Annotated in this window: 14 protein-coding genes; 4 read left to right on the plus strand and 10 right to left on the minus strand. The window is 73.7% G+C overall.

Features of this window, described 5'->3' with window-relative positions; genetic code table 11:
* Positions 1-54 precede the first annotated feature (54 nt).
* Complete coding sequence (locus ACFRCR_RS09625; RefSeq protein WP_377677082.1) at positions 55-429, minus strand: UBP-type zinc finger domain-containing protein; 375 nt, start codon at positions 427-429, stop codon at positions 55-57.
* Positions 426-1,088, minus strand: a complete 663-nt coding sequence (locus ACFRCR_RS09630) for a hypothetical protein (protein ID WP_138827149.1) — start codon at positions 1,086-1,088, stop codon at positions 426-428. The genes ACFRCR_RS09625 and ACFRCR_RS09630 overlap by 4 nt, the downstream gene beginning before the upstream one ends.
* A 419-nt stretch (positions 1,089-1,507) precedes the next feature.
* Between ACFRCR_RS09630 and ACFRCR_RS09635 the strand changes: the two genes are divergently transcribed.
* The 3 genes from ACFRCR_RS09635 to ACFRCR_RS09645 all read left to right on the plus strand — a co-directional run bounded on the left by ACFRCR_RS09635 (position 1,508) and on the right by ACFRCR_RS09645 (position 5,695).
* Positions 1,508-1,678, plus strand: coding sequence for a hypothetical protein (locus ACFRCR_RS09635; protein ID WP_168210009.1), 171 nt, complete (start codon positions 1,508-1,510; stop codon positions 1,676-1,678).
* A gap of 161 nt (positions 1,679-1,839) precedes the next feature.
* Positions 1,840-4,806, plus strand: a complete 2,967-nt coding sequence (locus ACFRCR_RS09640; RefSeq protein ID WP_377677084.1) for an AAA family ATPase — start codon at positions 1,840-1,842, stop codon at positions 4,804-4,806.
* Between the two features lie 28 nt (positions 4,807-4,834).
* Entirely contained in the window at positions 4,835-5,695 is an 861-nt protein-coding gene (locus ACFRCR_RS09645) for a 2,3-bisphosphoglycerate-dependent phosphoglycerate mutase (RefSeq protein WP_377677086.1), read from the plus strand.
* A 1-nt stretch (position 5,696) separates the two neighbouring features.
* Here ACFRCR_RS09645 and ACFRCR_RS09650 read toward each other — a convergent pair whose 3' ends face one another.
* Genes ACFRCR_RS09650 through ACFRCR_RS09660 form a run of 3 tightly spaced genes read right to left on the minus strand, consistent with a single transcriptional unit; the run spans position 5,697 to position 8,010 of the window.
* On the minus strand, positions 5,697-6,857 hold the full coding sequence (locus ACFRCR_RS09650; RefSeq protein ID WP_377677087.1) for a hypothetical protein: 1,161 nt from the start codon (positions 6,855-6,857) through the stop codon (positions 5,697-5,699).
* A complete protein-coding gene (locus ACFRCR_RS09655) occupies positions 6,854-7,525 on the minus strand; it encodes a SigE family RNA polymerase sigma factor (protein ID WP_377677089.1) in 672 nt (223 codons plus the stop codon). The genes ACFRCR_RS09650 and ACFRCR_RS09655 overlap by 4 nt, the downstream gene beginning before the upstream one ends.
* Positions 7,522-8,010 carry a hypothetical protein gene (locus ACFRCR_RS09660; protein ID WP_377677090.1) on the minus strand — a complete coding sequence of 163 codons (489 nt, stop codon included), beginning with the start codon at positions 8,008-8,010 and terminating at the stop codon, positions 7,522-7,524. The genes ACFRCR_RS09655 and ACFRCR_RS09660 overlap by 4 nt, the downstream gene beginning before the upstream one ends.
* Before the next feature lie 367 nt (positions 8,011-8,377).
* Between ACFRCR_RS09660 and ACFRCR_RS09665 the strand changes: the two genes are divergently transcribed.
* On the plus strand, positions 8,378-10,165 hold the full coding sequence (locus tag ACFRCR_RS09665) for an AMP-binding protein (protein WP_377677092.1): 1,788 nt from the start codon (positions 8,378-8,380) through the stop codon (positions 10,163-10,165).
* A 6-nt stretch (positions 10,166-10,171) separates the two neighbouring features.
* Here ACFRCR_RS09665 and ACFRCR_RS09670 read toward each other — a convergent pair whose 3' ends face one another.
* From ACFRCR_RS09670 to zapE, 5 genes are all read right to left on the minus strand, one after another.
* Positions 10,172-10,570, minus strand: a complete 399-nt coding sequence (locus ACFRCR_RS09670; protein WP_377677094.1) for a low molecular weight phosphatase family protein — start codon at positions 10,568-10,570, stop codon at positions 10,172-10,174.
* 119 nt (positions 10,571-10,689) lie between these two features.
* Positions 10,690-11,463 (minus strand): GNAT family N-acetyltransferase, encoded by a 774-nt coding sequence (locus ACFRCR_RS09675; RefSeq protein WP_377677095.1) that lies wholly within the window; start codon positions 11,461-11,463, stop codon positions 10,690-10,692.
* A gap of 139 nt (positions 11,464-11,602) precedes the next feature.
* A complete protein-coding gene (locus tag ACFRCR_RS09680; RefSeq protein WP_377677097.1) occupies positions 11,603-12,952 on the minus strand; it encodes a hemolysin family protein in 1,350 nt (449 codons plus the stop codon).
* Positions 12,953-13,042: 90 nt separating this feature from the next.
* Positions 13,043-13,627: a dienelactone hydrolase family protein gene (locus ACFRCR_RS09685; RefSeq protein ID WP_377677099.1), complete on the minus strand. Its 585-nt coding sequence runs from the start codon at positions 13,625-13,627 to the stop codon at positions 13,043-13,045.
* A 145-nt stretch (positions 13,628-13,772) separates the two neighbouring features.
* The gene (gene zapE, locus ACFRCR_RS09690) at positions 13,773-14,873 is read right to left on the minus strand and encodes a cell division protein ZapE (protein WP_377677101.1); all 1,101 of its coding nucleotides are present in this window, start codon (positions 14,871-14,873) and stop codon (positions 13,773-13,775) included.
* Between the last annotated feature and the right edge of the window lie 80 nt (positions 14,874-14,953).

Below are 14,953 nucleotides of genomic sequence, written 5' to 3' on the forward strand. Positions count from 1 at the left end.
CAGCCCCTGATCCGCGCGGATCAGGGGCGTGAACTCACTTCTCGGCGGAAGCGGTCAGTGGATGAGCTCTCGCCAGTTCTCGGGGACGCGCTGGGCGGGACCGGGCGTCGTCTGGTCCTCGGGGTGCGCGATCGGCGGGGCGAGGTCCGGCCCCTCGAACGACTGCTCCGAGACGTAGTCCCAGTACCAGTCCTCGCCGGGCTCGTACGTGCGCATGAGGCGGTGCCCGCTCTCCCGGTAGTGCGCCGTGGCGTGCTGCGAGGGCGACGTGTCGCAGCAGCCCACGTGCCCGCACTGCGCGCACCGTCGCAGGTGCACCCACCAGCCGTCGGAGGACTCGCACTCGGCGCAGCCGGGACCGCTCGGCGGCACCGTCAGGTCGAGGGACTCCTCGAGGCCGGGGGTGCCGCCGTCGTCGGCCGCCGTCAAACCTGTGCCCCGACGCTCCGGACGACCGGCTCCCAGTCGCTGGGCTCGAGCGGCTCGGCGGGCTCTGCCGCAGCCCAGCCCCGTGCCGCCTCGATCGTCGACGAGAGCAGCTCGTAGAGCGCGTCGTCGGCGTCGCGGGAGCCCGCCTCGGAGATGCCCTGGACCGCGGCCGCGACGATGCTCGGCGCGGCGTCGCGTGCGAACCGTGCGGGACGCAGCCTGGAGCCCTTGCAGAACGACTCGGCCCAGGCCGCCGTGCGAGGCACCATGTTCAGGGCGTCCTGCGACGCCTGCGTCCGGGTGCCGGGCTCGCGGCCCTCGAGCTGGTCGAGCATGCGCTCGCCCGCGATGATCGCGACCGCGAGGACGTCCTGCCTGTCGCTCGGCGAGACGGGCAGCGCCGTCTGCGCCGCGCGCAGCGAGATCCACACGCTCCACCGCGGGTCGTCGGACCGCAGCCCGATCACGGACGGGATGAGGATCGCCAGGCGTGGCCTGGCCGCATCGCTCGTGAGGTCGTTGACCGCTCGCGCGAGCATCGCGACCAGCGGGTGCGTGCACTGGGGATGGTCGCTCCAGCGCTCGCCGGCCAGGTACGACGCGAGCTCCATGAAGCACGCGCCCTTCTTCGGGTTGCGGTGCTTGCCGCGTCCTAGCATGGGTAGCACGTCGTACGTCGATGTCACGAGGGCACCTCCATCAAGGGGTCCGGTCCATTCCAGTCTGCGACCGGCGCCCGTCGTTGGCAACGGGTGGGAACCTACCCGCCCGCCGGGCCGGGCCGGTGTGGTGGCGGCGCGTCACGCAAGCGCTGGTCGAGCCACGCGGGGAACGGTCCGACGACGATCCTCGCCAGCCCTCGTGGCCCGCCGCGCCGGGGCGGTACCCGTCACCGTCACCCGGCGACCTCACCCCTAAGGCACCTCAGACCACCTCAGGCGAGATACGCCGTCGGGCCTGAGGTGGTAGCGGCCCAGAACCTACCCGCTCGACCGATGCACGACGCGCCCGCTCAGCACGAGAGTGAGGATCACGGCGGGCACCAGGTCCGCTGCCGACGAGCAGGACGGGAACGACCATGAACGAGATGTACGTGATGGGCTTCGAGACCGAGGTGGCCTACCGCCAGCAGCAGGTCCGCGCGGACTACGACCACCAGGAGAACGTGCTGATGCACTGGCTCCGCAGCCACCGCCCGGGGCACAGGACGCACAGTACCCACGCGAGCGCCACCGGTCAGAGCGGATGACGGAGCCCTCTTCCGGTCGGGTGGGCCGAGGTCGGCCATCGCCCTCGGCACCACCAGGAACCCGGCCACCGGCCGGACCGGAAGAGGGGTTCGTCACACCGGGCGGCGAGTATCAGGAAACATCGTGGCAGGCGTCACAGGCCGCTGCGAGGATGGGCAGTATGCCGCGCCCCTCCCAGGCCCACTTCGTCGCACGAGCGCACCAGCTCGACGTGATCGCTGCAGCGGTGGGCCGCGCTGCCGCCGGGGACCCCGGTGCGATCCTCCTCGGCGCCGACGCCGGGGTCGGCAAGTCGCGCCTCCTGGTCCGTGCCGCGGAGCTCGCCCGGGGCACGGGGGCCATCGTCGTCGTGAGCCACTGCGTCGACCTCGGCGACGTCGGCCTGCCCTACCTGCCGTTCACGGAGGCGCTGTCCGAGCTCCGGTCGAGCCACGAGGTCGTCGACAAGACCATCGACGCCCGACCGGCGCTGGGTCGCCTCCTCGACGCGGGCCCCTCGTCCCTCGACGGCAACGGCGAGGACCAGGCAGGTCGCCTCCAGCTCTTCGAGAGCATCACGGCCGCGCTCACGGCCCCCGGGCGCCCCGGGGCCCCGCTCGTCCTCGTCATCGAGGACCTGCACTGGGCCGACCCGTCCACGCGCGACGTCCTGCGCTTCCTCCTGGCGAGGCTGCGCGCCGACCACCTGCTCGTCATCGCGAGCTATCGCACCGACGACCTCCACCGCCGCCACCCGCTGCGTCCCGTGCTCGCCGAGCTGCGTCGCCACCCGCGCGTCGACCACCTGGCCCTCGACCCGTTCACGCCGGGCGAGCTCAAGCAGTTCACGACCGCCGTCGCGGGCCGGTCCCTGCCCAAGAACGACTTCGAACGCGTCATGAAGCGCTCGGAGGGCAACGCGTACTTCGCCGAGGAGCTCGTCGAGGCCGGCCCCCAGGCCGACGCCCTCCCCTGGTCCCTCGCGGACGTCCTGCACGCACGCCTCGAACAGCTCGAGCCCGACGTCCAGCAGCTCGCGCGCATCGCGTCGCTCGCGGGACGCGTGGTCGCCGAGCCGCTGCTGCGTGCCGTCGTCGGGCAGGACCTGGGCGTGTTCTCGCTCGGCGGGCTGCGCTCCCCCGGCTCGCCCCCGACCCGGGGCGCGCTCGACCAGGCGTTCGACGCGACGCTGCGCGAGGCCGTGGCCCACCACGTGCTGACGGTCGACGGCGGCAGGATCGCGTTCCGCCACGCCCTGCTCGCCGAGGCCATCTCGGCCGACCTCCTGCCCGGCGAGCAGGTCGCGCTGCACCGCGCGTACCTGGCCGCGCTCACCGAGGACCCGTCGCTCGGCTCGCCCGCGCAGCGGGCCCACCACGCGCTGTCGGCACACGAGACGACGACGGCGCTCGTCGCGTCCCGCGAGGCCGCGCGCCGCGCGGGGCGGGTCCTCGCGCCCGCCGAGGAGCTGCGGCACCTGGAGCAGGTCCTGCGCCTGTGGGACGTCGTGCCCGACGCCGCGGACCTGCTCGGCGAGGACCGCGTCGACGTGGCCGTCGCGGCGGCGTCCGCGGCGAGCCGCGCGGGCGAGCCGGACCGGGCGGTCGCGATCGCGCGCAAGGTCGTCGAGATGACCGCGGAGAACCCGCTGCGGCAGGCGTCGCTGCGGCACGTGCTGTCCCTGCACCTGCTCGGGATCGAGCACGTCGAGGAGGTCATCGAGCACACGGCCGCGGCCCTCGCCGTGCTGCCCACCGAGCCCCCGTCGAAGGATCGCGCCTGGACCCTCGCGACGCGCGCCCGCGCCGCGATGAACCTCGACCGCGCCGACATGGACGTCGTCGCGCAGGAGACCGCGGAGGAGGCGATCGCGGTGGCCCGCGCGATCGACGCCCCCGACGTCGAGGCAGACGCCCTCACGACGCTCGCGGTGCTCGAGGTCGACGACGCGGACCGCGCCGCGCAGCTCCTCGCGAACGCGCGCGAGCGCGCCCAGGCCGCGGGCGACCTCCTCACCGAGATGCGCTGCTGGTACAACATCGCGGCCAACCGCTACTACTCGGGGGACCTCGGGCAGGCCCTCGTGGAGGCGCACACGGGGCTCGAGCACGCGGTCGCGGCCGGTCTCGGCTGGAACGGTTACGGCGTCGAGCTCCGGCTCTTCGGCGAGCTCGTCCGGTACGCGACGGGCGATCTCCGCCCACCGCCCACGTCCCCCGATCCCATGCCCCCGAGCGCGGTCGCCGCCCTCTCTGCCGCCCAGCTCTACGCGGCCGTCGCGCGCGGCGACGAGGGCGTGATCGAGCGGGCCCGCGCGCTGCGTCCCGAGTGGCGGCGCGACGGGCAGATCGCGCTCATCGCAGGCGGATGCATGATCGACGCGCTCGTCTGGACGGGCCAGCGCGAGGAGGCGCTGTCGCTCGCGCAGGAGCTGATCGTCTACCTGGGCCGCACGTGGAGCGACTACTTCCTGGGACGGATATGGATCTCGGCGCTCGCCCTGACGGCGCTCGCCGACGCGACGGAGGAGCGCCGCCTCGTGGGTGCCCCCGTGGACGACCTGGTCGCCCAGGGAGACGCCCTCCTCACCGAGGCCGAGACCACGGCCCAGCGGGGGCGGCCGCGCGGCGGCCGGCTCGGGCCCGAGGGCATCGCGTGGCTCGTGCGGGCCCGCGCCGAGCACAGCCGCCTCACGGGGACGAACGACCCGCTCCTCTGGCAGGAGGCCACGGCCGCGTTCGACTACGGCTACCGCTACGAGGTCGCCCGGTCCCGCTGGCGCTGGGCCCAGTCGCTGCTGGGCGTCGGGGACCGCGAGGGCGCCGCCGCCCAGGCGGGCGAGGCCCTCGAGGAGGCCGACGACATGGGCGCAGCGCCGCTCGCGAGCGCGCTGCGGGACCTCGCACGTCGCGGGCGCCTGGACCTGCCGGGCCTGCGCCGCGGCGCGACGACCGTGCTGACGGACCGTGAGGAGGAGGTCCTGCTGCTCGTCGCGCAGGGCCTGACCAACCGGCAGATCGGCGAGCGCCTGTTCATCAGCGGCAAGACCGTGAGCGTCCACGTCTCGAACGTCCTGGCCAAGCTGGGCGCCTCGGGCCGCACGGAGGCCGTGTCGATCGCGCACCACCGGGGGCTGATCGAGGTCTGACGGTCGCGCGTGTGGTTCGCTGGTCGCCATGAGCGCCCCGGCCCCTGGAACCCTCGTCCTGCTGCGCCACGGGCAGAGCGTCTACAACGCCGAGAACCGGTTCACCGGGCTGCTCGACGTCGACCTCTCCGACCACGGTGTCCGCGAGGCCGAGCAGGCGGGCTCTGAGCTGGCCGAGGCCTGCGCGCAGGACCCGACGCTGGTCCCCCACCGCGTGCTGACCTCGCCGCTCGTCCGGGCCTCGGCGACCGCGGCGATCGTCGCGGCGCGACTCCCGGGTCCCCCTCCCCTCGTCCCCGAGTGGCGTCTGGTCGAGCGGCACTACGGCGCGTTCACCGACGACCTGCGCGAGTCCGTCCGGGCCGAGTTCGGCGAGACCGCGTACTGGGAGTACCGGCGCTCGTTCGACCACCGGCCGCCGCCCGTCGAGGAGGGCAGCGAGGCGGCGGCGCGGGTGGCGGACACCTTCTCCCGTCTGCCCGACGACGCCCGCGTCGGCATGCGCCGCGACACCGAGTCGCTCGCCGACGTCGTCGACCGCCTCGCTCCGCTGTGGGCGACTGTTTGCCAGGCCCTCGACCGCGGCGAGAACCTCCTCGTCGTGGCGCACGGCAACTCCCTGCGGGCGTTCGTCATGCTCGTCGACCGGCTCACGGCCCCCGAGGTCCAGGTCCTCAACGTCCCCACGGGCCTCCCGCTCGTCTACCGCTTCGAGCGCCGGGTGCCCGACGACGCCGCGCACCCGGGCGGAGACGCCCACCCGGGTGCGCAGCCAGGCGCTCAGGCGGTCCGAGCCCACCTCGTTCCCGTGCGCCGCGGCGGGCTCTACCTCGACGCGGACCGTGCGGCGGCCGAGCTGGCCGACCTGGAGCGGCGTGGTGGGACGTGAGTCACGAACCCACGCGCAGGCCCCCGTCGCTCGTGGGGCTCCTCTCCACCATGCAGTACGTCAGACCCGCCGTGGCCGCGACGATCCGGTCTTCGTCCTCGGCCGAGAGGTGCTCGCTGAAGGACCAATCGGTGGCGTCCCAGCTCGCCTGGCACTGGAACAGGACGATGTCTCCGCTCGTGTCCAGGACGGAGACGTCCTCGTTCGGGAAGGACTCGAGGAACGCCGCCCATCGGGGGTCCTCCACCTGGCTCTGGATCGCGACCCGGCTCCGCGTGTCGTAGGACACCGCGCACCCGTCGACCCGCTCCGTGCAGGGCCCCGTCGCGGAGCGGTCGTCCGTGAAGGAGGCCGCCGTCACGGGCGCGAACGACGTCTCCTTCGTCAGCGCGAGAGCGAAGGGCACCCGCGCGCGCTGGGGGATCGTCAGCGTGGGGACGAGCAGGGAGGTGCCGGCCGTCCCGTCGGCCTGCGTGAACGGGTCCCAGGACGGGACGGACGTGGTCCGCGCGTCGTCGACGCGCTCGCTGACCGTGGTGCCGAAGACGAACCGGCCCTCCTCGGTGTCGACGACGGCGGCGGAGCCGAGGGTGGAGACGACGACCGTCGTCGGTCCTGCCCCACCTCGGAGCCGTCTGAGCTCGGCATCGTCCCCGGCGATCACCTGGATGCGCTGATTCTCGACCGGCCCGTAGCCGAGGTCGGCCATCCACCCGATCGTCTCCGGGTCGTCCCGGTCGACGGGCTCGACCGAACCGCCGGCCGAGAGCTCGACCGTCGAGACGATCAGGAACCGGTCGCCGTGCGCCCCGGTCTCGATGCCCGTGTCGAGCACGACGGACTCGTCCGGGAGCTCATAGGTCGCCGCCTCGGCCACAGCCGTGATCCCGGGAGCCACCTCTCGATGCACGATCTCGGTGCGCAGGGTCTCGTACGTCGCCGCGGGGACGAGGTCGTGAGCCACTCGGCCGGGGAGGCCGCTCGCGACCCCGACCCCCAGGACGGCGCACGCGGTGAGCACCGCGGTCCCGGCGACGGCCCGCCGGGCCGTGGCCTTGCGTCGGCTCGTGACGAGCACGACGGGGAGGTCGAGCGTCGAGGGCGGGACGGAGTCGGCCGCAGCGTGCAGACGATCGAAGAGGTCGTCGTGCGATCCGGTCATGAGGAGCTGCCCTTTCGGGAGGAGTCGTCGAGGATCGTGCGGAGCCGGACGAGAGCCCGAGAAGCGGTCGACTTCACGGTGCCGACCGGGATGCCGAGCTCTGCCGAGACCTCGGCCTCCGAGAGGTCGAGCATGTGCCGCATCACCACGACACGACGTTGCTTGAGGGGGAGCTGCAGGAGGGCGCGGACGACGAGGTCGCGGTCGTCCACGGCGGCGGGAGCAGCACCCGTCGAGGCACCGGCCCCCGGCATGCCCGTGATCCCCTCGGAATGGTCACGGAGGTCGTCCGGGCCGGACAGCACCTCGCGGCGGGTACGCCGCCACGTGTCGATGCGCAGGTTCGCGAGGATCCGGCGGGCATAGACGAGCGGGTCGCCGTCGCGCGCCCTGGACCATGCCCGGAAGGTGCGTTCGAACGTCTGCTGCGTGAGCTCCTCCGCGCGGTGCTGATCACCGCACAACAGGTACGCCATGCGGTGCAGCGGGCCGACCGCCTGCTCCATGAAGATCGTGAACTCGGCGTTCCGTGTCGCGTGCAGCACCACGTCCAGCGGTGCCTGGTCGCCGTCGAAGTCCGGGTCGGCCTGGTGGGGCTCGTCCTCGGCGGGCACACCTCGCGGGCCGCCCGTCGCACTGCCACCCACGAGCGGCAGGACCACGGTCACGGCGGCAGTCCGTTCGCCGTGGGGCGCAGGATCCGGTCCGTGAGCCCCGCCCGCCGGGACTCCAGCAGCTCGACGTCGCGTTGCACCGTGTCGAGGACGTGCCTGCTCAGGACCGAGCGCTGCTCTGGCGTGAAGCCGTCACGGCTGCGCACGCCAGCAGCCTCCGCGCCCTGCTCGAGCCGGTCCAGGGCCACGATGCGGTCGAGCAGCCTCAGGATCTCGACCCTTTCGGCCCGCCCCGTCGTGTACGCGGCGACCACCCGGTCCGCGAGCGCCCGCTGGGCGCCCGGGACGCCCTGGGCTCCCGGAGGGCGGAGGCGTGCACCGTCCAGCAGGACGAGGCCCAGCGGTCTGCGCACCACCAGCCACCCCCTGTCGTCGTCGGTCGGCTCGACCCGGGCGCCACGCACCGCGACGTACGGCGACGCGAGCGACCACAGGACGATGATCGCGCACGCGGGCAGTGCGAGGGCGAGGAGGACCACGCTGAGGACGGGTTGTGGTGAGGGCAAGGTCAGGCCGACCGCCAGGAGCGAACCCCCGACGGCCACGACCACGACCCCGACCGACCCCGCCGGCCCCCTGTCCAGCCTGTCCCGGAGCCGCCCCCTGACGGCTCGAGACCTCGCTGGAGCGGGTCCTGACGACGCGCTGCTGCCCCCTGCGGCCCGTGCGCCGGACCTGCTCGGCGGAGGTCGGTACGTTGTCCTCACGACCAGAACACGCAGCCGACGGCTCGAAGGTTCCACCCGGCCGGGTACCAGTTTTTCTCCCGGGTGCTCACAGGCACCACCGAGGTTCCTCGCACGTGCCGCACACATAACCTACGCATCCGTAGGTTACGGTGTAGTAGTGAACACCTTGGCAAAGCAGCCCTGGCTGAGTCGGTACTCCCCAGGGGTTCCCGCGACCGTCGACGTCCCCGACGAGCCCGTGACCGCGGCGCTCGCCCGAGCCGCCGCCCGCTGGCCCGACCGGGTAGCGGTCGACTTCTTCGGCGCCACCGTCACGTACTCGCACCTGGTCGAGAAGGTGGACCGCGCCGCGAGCGCCCTGTCGTCGCTCGGCGTGCGCCGCGGCGACCGTGTCGCACTCGTGATGCCCAACAGCTCCTCGCACCTCGTCGCGTTCTACGCCGCGCTCCGTCTCGGTGCGACGGTCGTCGAGCACAACCCCACGTACTCGTCCGACGAGCTGGCCCACCAGCTCGCGGACTCGGGGGCGACCGTCGCGCTCGTCTGGCAGAGGGCCGTCCCCACGGTCCTCGCCGCGAAGCCCGGCACCGAGCTGCGCACGGTCGTCTCGGTCGACATCGCCCGCGACCTGCCGCTCGTCAAGCGCGTCGCGCTGCACCTGCCCGTCAAGGCGGCGCGCACCCAGAAGGCCGCGCTGCGCGGCCCGGCGTCCGCCGGCGTCCCCGACTGGCACCGGCTCGTCGCGAGCGCGGGACCGCTCGACCCGTCCACGCCCCAGCCCGCGGCCGACGACGTCGCCCTCCTCCAGTACACGGGCGGCACGACGGGCACGCCCAAGGGCGCGGTCCTGACGCACCGCAACCTCGTCGCGAACACCGTGCAGGGTCAGGCGTGGGCGTCGTTCCGCGAGGGCGAGGAGACCGTCTACGGCGTCCTGCCGTTCTTCCACGCGTTCGGCCTCATGTTCTGCCTGACCCTCCCCGCGCGCATCGGCGCGACGCTCGTCGCGTTCCCCAAGTTCGACGCCGAGTCGTTCCTGGCCGCGCAGAAACGTCGCCCTGCGACCTTCCTCCCGGGCGTCGCCCCCATGTTCGACCGCATCGCGGCCGCGGCGGCCAAGGCCCGCAAGGCGGGCAGGCCCGTGGACCTGCACTCGATCCGGCTCGCCTTCGCGGGGGCGATGCCCATCAGCCCGACGACGGCGCGCACCTGGGAGGAGGCGACCGGCGGCCTGCTCATCGAGGGCTACGGCATGACGGAGACCTCCCCCGTCGCGCTCGGCAACCCCGTCTCGGCCGACCGCCGTCCCGGCGCCCTGGGCCTGCCGTTCCCGAGCACCGACATCCGGGTCGTCGACCAGGACGACCCGACGAAGGACGTCGTCCCGGACGAGGACGGCACGGTCCGCGGCGAGCTGCTCATCCACGGCCCGCAGGTCTTCCAGGGCTACTGGAACCGCCCCGAGGAGACGGCCCACCAGCTCCTCGACGGCGGGTGGCTGCGCACCGGCGACGTCGTGACGGTGGACGCGGACGGTGTGGTCACGCTCGTCGACCGCATCAAGGAGATGATCATCACCGGCGGATTCAAGATCTACCCGTCGCAGGTCGAGGACCACCTGCGCCTCATGCCGGGGATCCGGGACGTCGCCGTCGTGGGCCTGCCCGGCGAGGGCTCGGACGAGCGCGTGGCCGCGGCCGTCGTGCTCGACGAGGACCAGGACACCGCGAGCGGTCTCCCGATCGACCTCGCGGCCGTGCGCGAGTGGGGCGAGCAGAAGCTGGCGCGCTACGCGCTGCCCAAGCACCTGTTCGTCGTGCCCGACCTGCCGCGCTCGCAGATCGGCAAGGTGCTGCGCCGCGTCGTGCGGGAGAACGTGCTGGGCAAGCCGACCGACGGCGACGGGCCGGGGCACCCGACGGGCGGCGCGACACCGACCGCCTGACGGTCCTCAGGGAGCCAGCAGGTCGCGGACGCGCGCCGCGATGTCGTCGCGCACGAGCCGCATGCGCTCCATGCCCTCGATCCCGCGCAGCGAGGGCTCGTCGGTGTCCCAGACCACGACGGGCGTCCCGTCGTCGGTGGTCACCTGCGCCTCACGGCCGAGGACGACCACGACGTCCGCGGCCGCGACCAGCTCCGGGGTCAGCGGCTTGGGGTGCTCGCCCGACAGGTCGACGCCGACCTCGTCGAGCGACGCGACCGAGAGCGCGTTGAGGCTCGACCCGGGCGAGGTCCCGGCCGAGTCGACCTGGACGGCGGGCGCGATCTTCCGGGCCAGCCCGGCGGCCATCTGCGACTTGCCGCCGTTCTTGACGCACACGAACAGGACTGATCGGGGGGTGCTCATCGGGGTCCTCCTGGTCGTCGGCCGACCAGCCGTGTGCCGGCCCGTCGTGGGCCGGCCCGTCGTCGGCCGTGCTGGTCGCCGGTCCCAGGCTACCGGTGGAGCACCGAAGGACCCGAGGGTCAGACAGTCGAGCCGGGCGAGACGACCTCCCACGTCCCGAGCTGCGTGAACCCGGCGCGGGCGGCCAGGGCGCGGGACGCGGCGTTGTCGACCTGGCAGCGGTACTGCGGATCGTAACCCTGCGACAGGGCGTAGCGGCTGATCGCCCGGACGACCCGGCGGGCGTGCCCCTTCCCCCGTGCGCCGGGGAGCGTCAGGACACCCGTGTCCGCCAGGCGGGAGTCCCCCCAGGGATACATGCTCGCGGCGGCCACGAGCCGCTCGCCCTCGAACGCACCGAACACGGCCCAGTGGTCCAGCTCGACGTACGCGTCGTCGAGGTCCTGCTCGGGGGCGCTCGCCTCGAACGCGGAGAAGGCCGCAGCGTCCTGGGCGGTCAGCCGTCGCACGGTGGGCACGTCGGCCTCGGCGAGCAGTGCGGCCGTGGCGTGCTCCGTGAGGTGGAAGACGCAGTCGGCCTCGTGCAGCGTGACACCGGCCTCCTGCAGCGCCCGACGCACCGACGCCTCAGTGACGGCGCGCGGCCCGGCCAGCTCCAGGAGACTCGCGACCTGCGGTGTCACCGCGACCAGGACGGCGCCGGGCCCGGCGGTGGGAGCAGCCGGGTCGGCCAGGCCGCCCGAGGCGTCGGTGCCACGGGTCGTCAGCACCGTGACGCGGCGGTCCTCGGTCAGGCCGGGATTGCTCACGACCGTGAGCGCCGCGTCCCGGTGCAGGACGTCGCCGCCCACGAGGGGCGCGTGCCAGAAGTCGGTGATCGTCTGGGGGAACATGGCCGGGCTCCTCGGAGGTCGCGGGCAGCGACCTGCTGCGCGTTCCGCACGGTACAGGTGCCCGGGAGCGCGCTCACCCCATTTCACCGGTCGCCTGTGCGCGACCCTCGCTCTCCGTGAGGCGAGGCTGACGCGCGGGTCAGCGCTCGCCGTCGGGCACCTCGTCGTGGGGCCCCGCGAGCGCCGAGAGCGTGACCTGACGGATCCGGCGTTCCTCGACCGCCGTGACGGTCAACCGGTGCCCGGGGACCTCGACCGTGTCGCCCACGACGCCCAGGCGCCCCAGGCGCGAGATGACGAACCCGGCGACGGTCTCGTAGGGCCCGTCGTCGAGCCGGACCCCGCTCTCCTCCGCGAACGCCTCGATCGTCAGGCCCGCGTCGAAGTCGCCCTCCGCGAGGGGCGCGTGCGCCGGGTCGTACTCGTCCCGGATGTCACCCACGAGCTCCTCGACCAGGTCCTCGAGCGTGATGATGCCGTCCGTCCCCCCGTACTCGTCGACCACGATCGCGAGGTGCACCCCGGTGCGGCGCATGAGCGCGAGCGACGGCAGGAGCTGGTTGGTGCCCGGGAGCTCGAGCACGGTCCGGGCCACGTCGCGCACGGTCCGCACGCCACCAGCGGCAGGGGCAGCCGCAGCGGCGCCGGCCGACGCCGTGCCCGGGTCGTCGTCGCCCGGGACGCCCAGAAGGTCCCGCACGTGCAGGAACCCGACGACGTCGTCGAAGTCCTCGCCCGTGACCGGGTACCGCGAGTACGGCTGGGCGCGCACGATCGCGGCGGCCTCGGGCAACGTCAGGTCGCCCGGCAGGAACACGACCTCGCCGCGCGGCCGCATGGTCTCGACGACGGACCTCTTGGCCGCGGAGAAGACGTCGGTGAGGATGCGGCGCTCGTCCTCGGGGAGTGCCTCGTGCGCGATCACCAGGTCACGCAGCTCCTCCTCCGTCATCTCCTCGCTGCGCGCCGTGGGGTTGCCGCCGAGCAGGCGCACCACGACGTCGGTCGACCGCGACAGCAGCCAGATCACCGGACGCATCGCGGTCGCGAACCGGTCGAGCGGGGGCCCGACGACCAGCGCGAACTGCGCCGAGCGCTGCAGGGCGATGCGCTTGGGCACGAGCTCGCCCAGGACGAGGGACAGGTACGAGATCACGAGCGTCAGCGCCACGAGCGAGACCGTCGACGCGAGACCGGTCGGCAGGCCCACCGACTCGAGAGCCGGTACGAAGTCGGGCGCGAGCGTCGACGCGCCGTACGCCGCCGACAGGAACCCCGCCACCGTGACGCCGATCTGCACCGCGGCCAGGAAACGGTTCGGGTCGCGCGCCACCCCCGCGACCCGGGCTCCCCTCGGTCCACGGCGGGCGAGCTGGTCGATCTGCGAGTCGCGCAACGAGACCAGGGCGAACTCGGTCCCGGCGAAGACCCCGCCGACCAGGACGAACACCAGGACGAGCGCGACGTTGAGCCAGGTTCCAGAGTCCATCGGGGGCGTTCCTCCGGTTGCGGGACGGTGGAACTGGACAACGAGAGGCGCCGCCGGGCGGTTCCCGACGGCGGTCGGGGAGGGGCGCCGTCAGCCCCCGATCCCGTCCAGGAAGCGGATGACCCGCTCGGTGAGCAGGCGCGCCGCGTGCTCGTCGTACGAGGGCAGGCTCGCGTCGGCGAACAGGTGCGCGTCCCCCGGGTAGAGGAACAGCTCGGCCTCACCGGGGGCGGCCTCGACCAGGGCCCGGGCGGCGTCGAGGTCGCCCTCGTCGACGAAGATCGGGTCCGCGTCCATGCCGTGGATCTGCACGGGGACCCCGAGCGGCCAGCCGTCGCCGAACTCCGACGTCGGGATGCACGAGTAGAAGAGCAGCGCGCCCTGCGCCCCCTCGCGGGTCTGGGCGAGCATCTGCGCGGGCACCACCCCGAGCGAGAACCCGGCGAAGACCAGCTCGTCGGGCAGGCCGTCCGCGACCGTCGCGCCGCGGGACAGGATCGTGTCGAACCCGATCTGCTCGACGTACGCCATGCCGCTCTCGATGTCGGGGAACGTCCTGCCCTCGTACAGGTCCGGCAGGTGCACGACGTGCCCGGCCTCGCGCAGGGTCTCCGCGAACGCGCGGACCCCGGGCGTCAGCCCGAGCGAGTGGTGGAAGAGCAGTACCTCGGCCATGGGGGCTCCTTCGCGTCACGGGCGCCGGGGCGACGCCGCCCTCCCGATCATCGCGCAGACCACCCACGCGCGCCGGGTGCGGGGCCCCGGGTGGCGCCGGGTGCGGGGACGCCCTGCGCCGCCCGGCGGCACGGGAGGTCGACTCTCAGCGCATGACAGGCACCGGCCCCAGCCGTCGCAGCAGCGCCAGGCGGCTCGCCGTGCGCTCGACGTCGAGCGCGACACCCTCCTCGCCGTGCCGGCGCAGCGTCTCGTCGGGGTCCTGGTGGGCCAGGGCGTGCAGCGGCACGTCGCGGTCGCACAGGACGTCGACGAGGTTCGCGAACCGCTGCCCCGTGTCGGGGGCCTGCGCGCCCAGGGCCGGGACGCCGTCGAGCACCACGGACACGAAGCGGTCGGCGAGGTGCAGGACGTCCGAGACCGCGGTGCGCCCCGCACACCAGTGCTCGAACCCGAGCCACACCACGGCGTCCCGGACGGCGAGGACCGGGTGCTCGCGCGACCCGATGCGCACGGTCGTCGCCTCGGCGGGCTCGGGGCGCGCGAGGCCCGCGGCCGCGAGTCGCGCGTCCGTCGCGGGCCACACGAACGCACCGCCACGGAACCCGCGCAGGTCCTCGCTCGGTGAGCGCCGGTGGTCGCGGTCACCACCGATCTCGACGACGTCGAGGCGCGCGGTCAGCAGGTCGATCGTCGGGACGAACAGGTGGTGGTAGGCCGGGCTCGGCATGAGGCCCGACGGCGGGTAGTTCGACGTCAGGACCACGCGCACCCCGCGCCCGTCGAGGGCGCGGACGGCACGGGCCACGAGCATCGCGTCGCCCGCGTCGTGCACGTGGAACTCGTCGAAGCACACGAGCCGGGCCTCGCCGAGGATCGCGTCGAGCGCGGCGTCGATCGACCCACGGTGGAAACGCTCGCCGTGCAGGCGGCGCAGGAAGTCGTGGAAGTGGACACGGACCGTCGCGGTGGCGGGGCCCACGAGCGGGGCGACCGTCGCGAGGAACACGTCCATGAGCCATGTCTTGCCGCGCCCGACGGGGCCCCAGAGGTACAGGCCGCTCAGCGCGTCCGGTGCGGGGTGGGCGAGCCGTCCCGCCAGGGTGTCGAGGGCCAGGACCGCGGGCTCCTGGCCGGGATCGACCGAGAAGCCGCGCCGGGCGGCGTCCCGCCCGACGGCGTCGCGCACCACGGTCGCCGGGTCCGCCGGGGCGTCGATCAGGTCCCTCGGTCGTGCCTCGTCCACGCGTCGAGGGTACGCGACGCCCCGAGCCGTGAGAGTCGAGCCCCAGGACGTCAGCAGGGGCCCAGGCGAACGCCTGGGCC

Source organism: Oerskovia sp. NPDC056781 (assembly GCF_042789955.1).
GTDB lineage: Bacteria > Actinomycetota > Actinomycetes > Actinomycetales > Cellulomonadaceae > Oerskovia > Oerskovia rustica.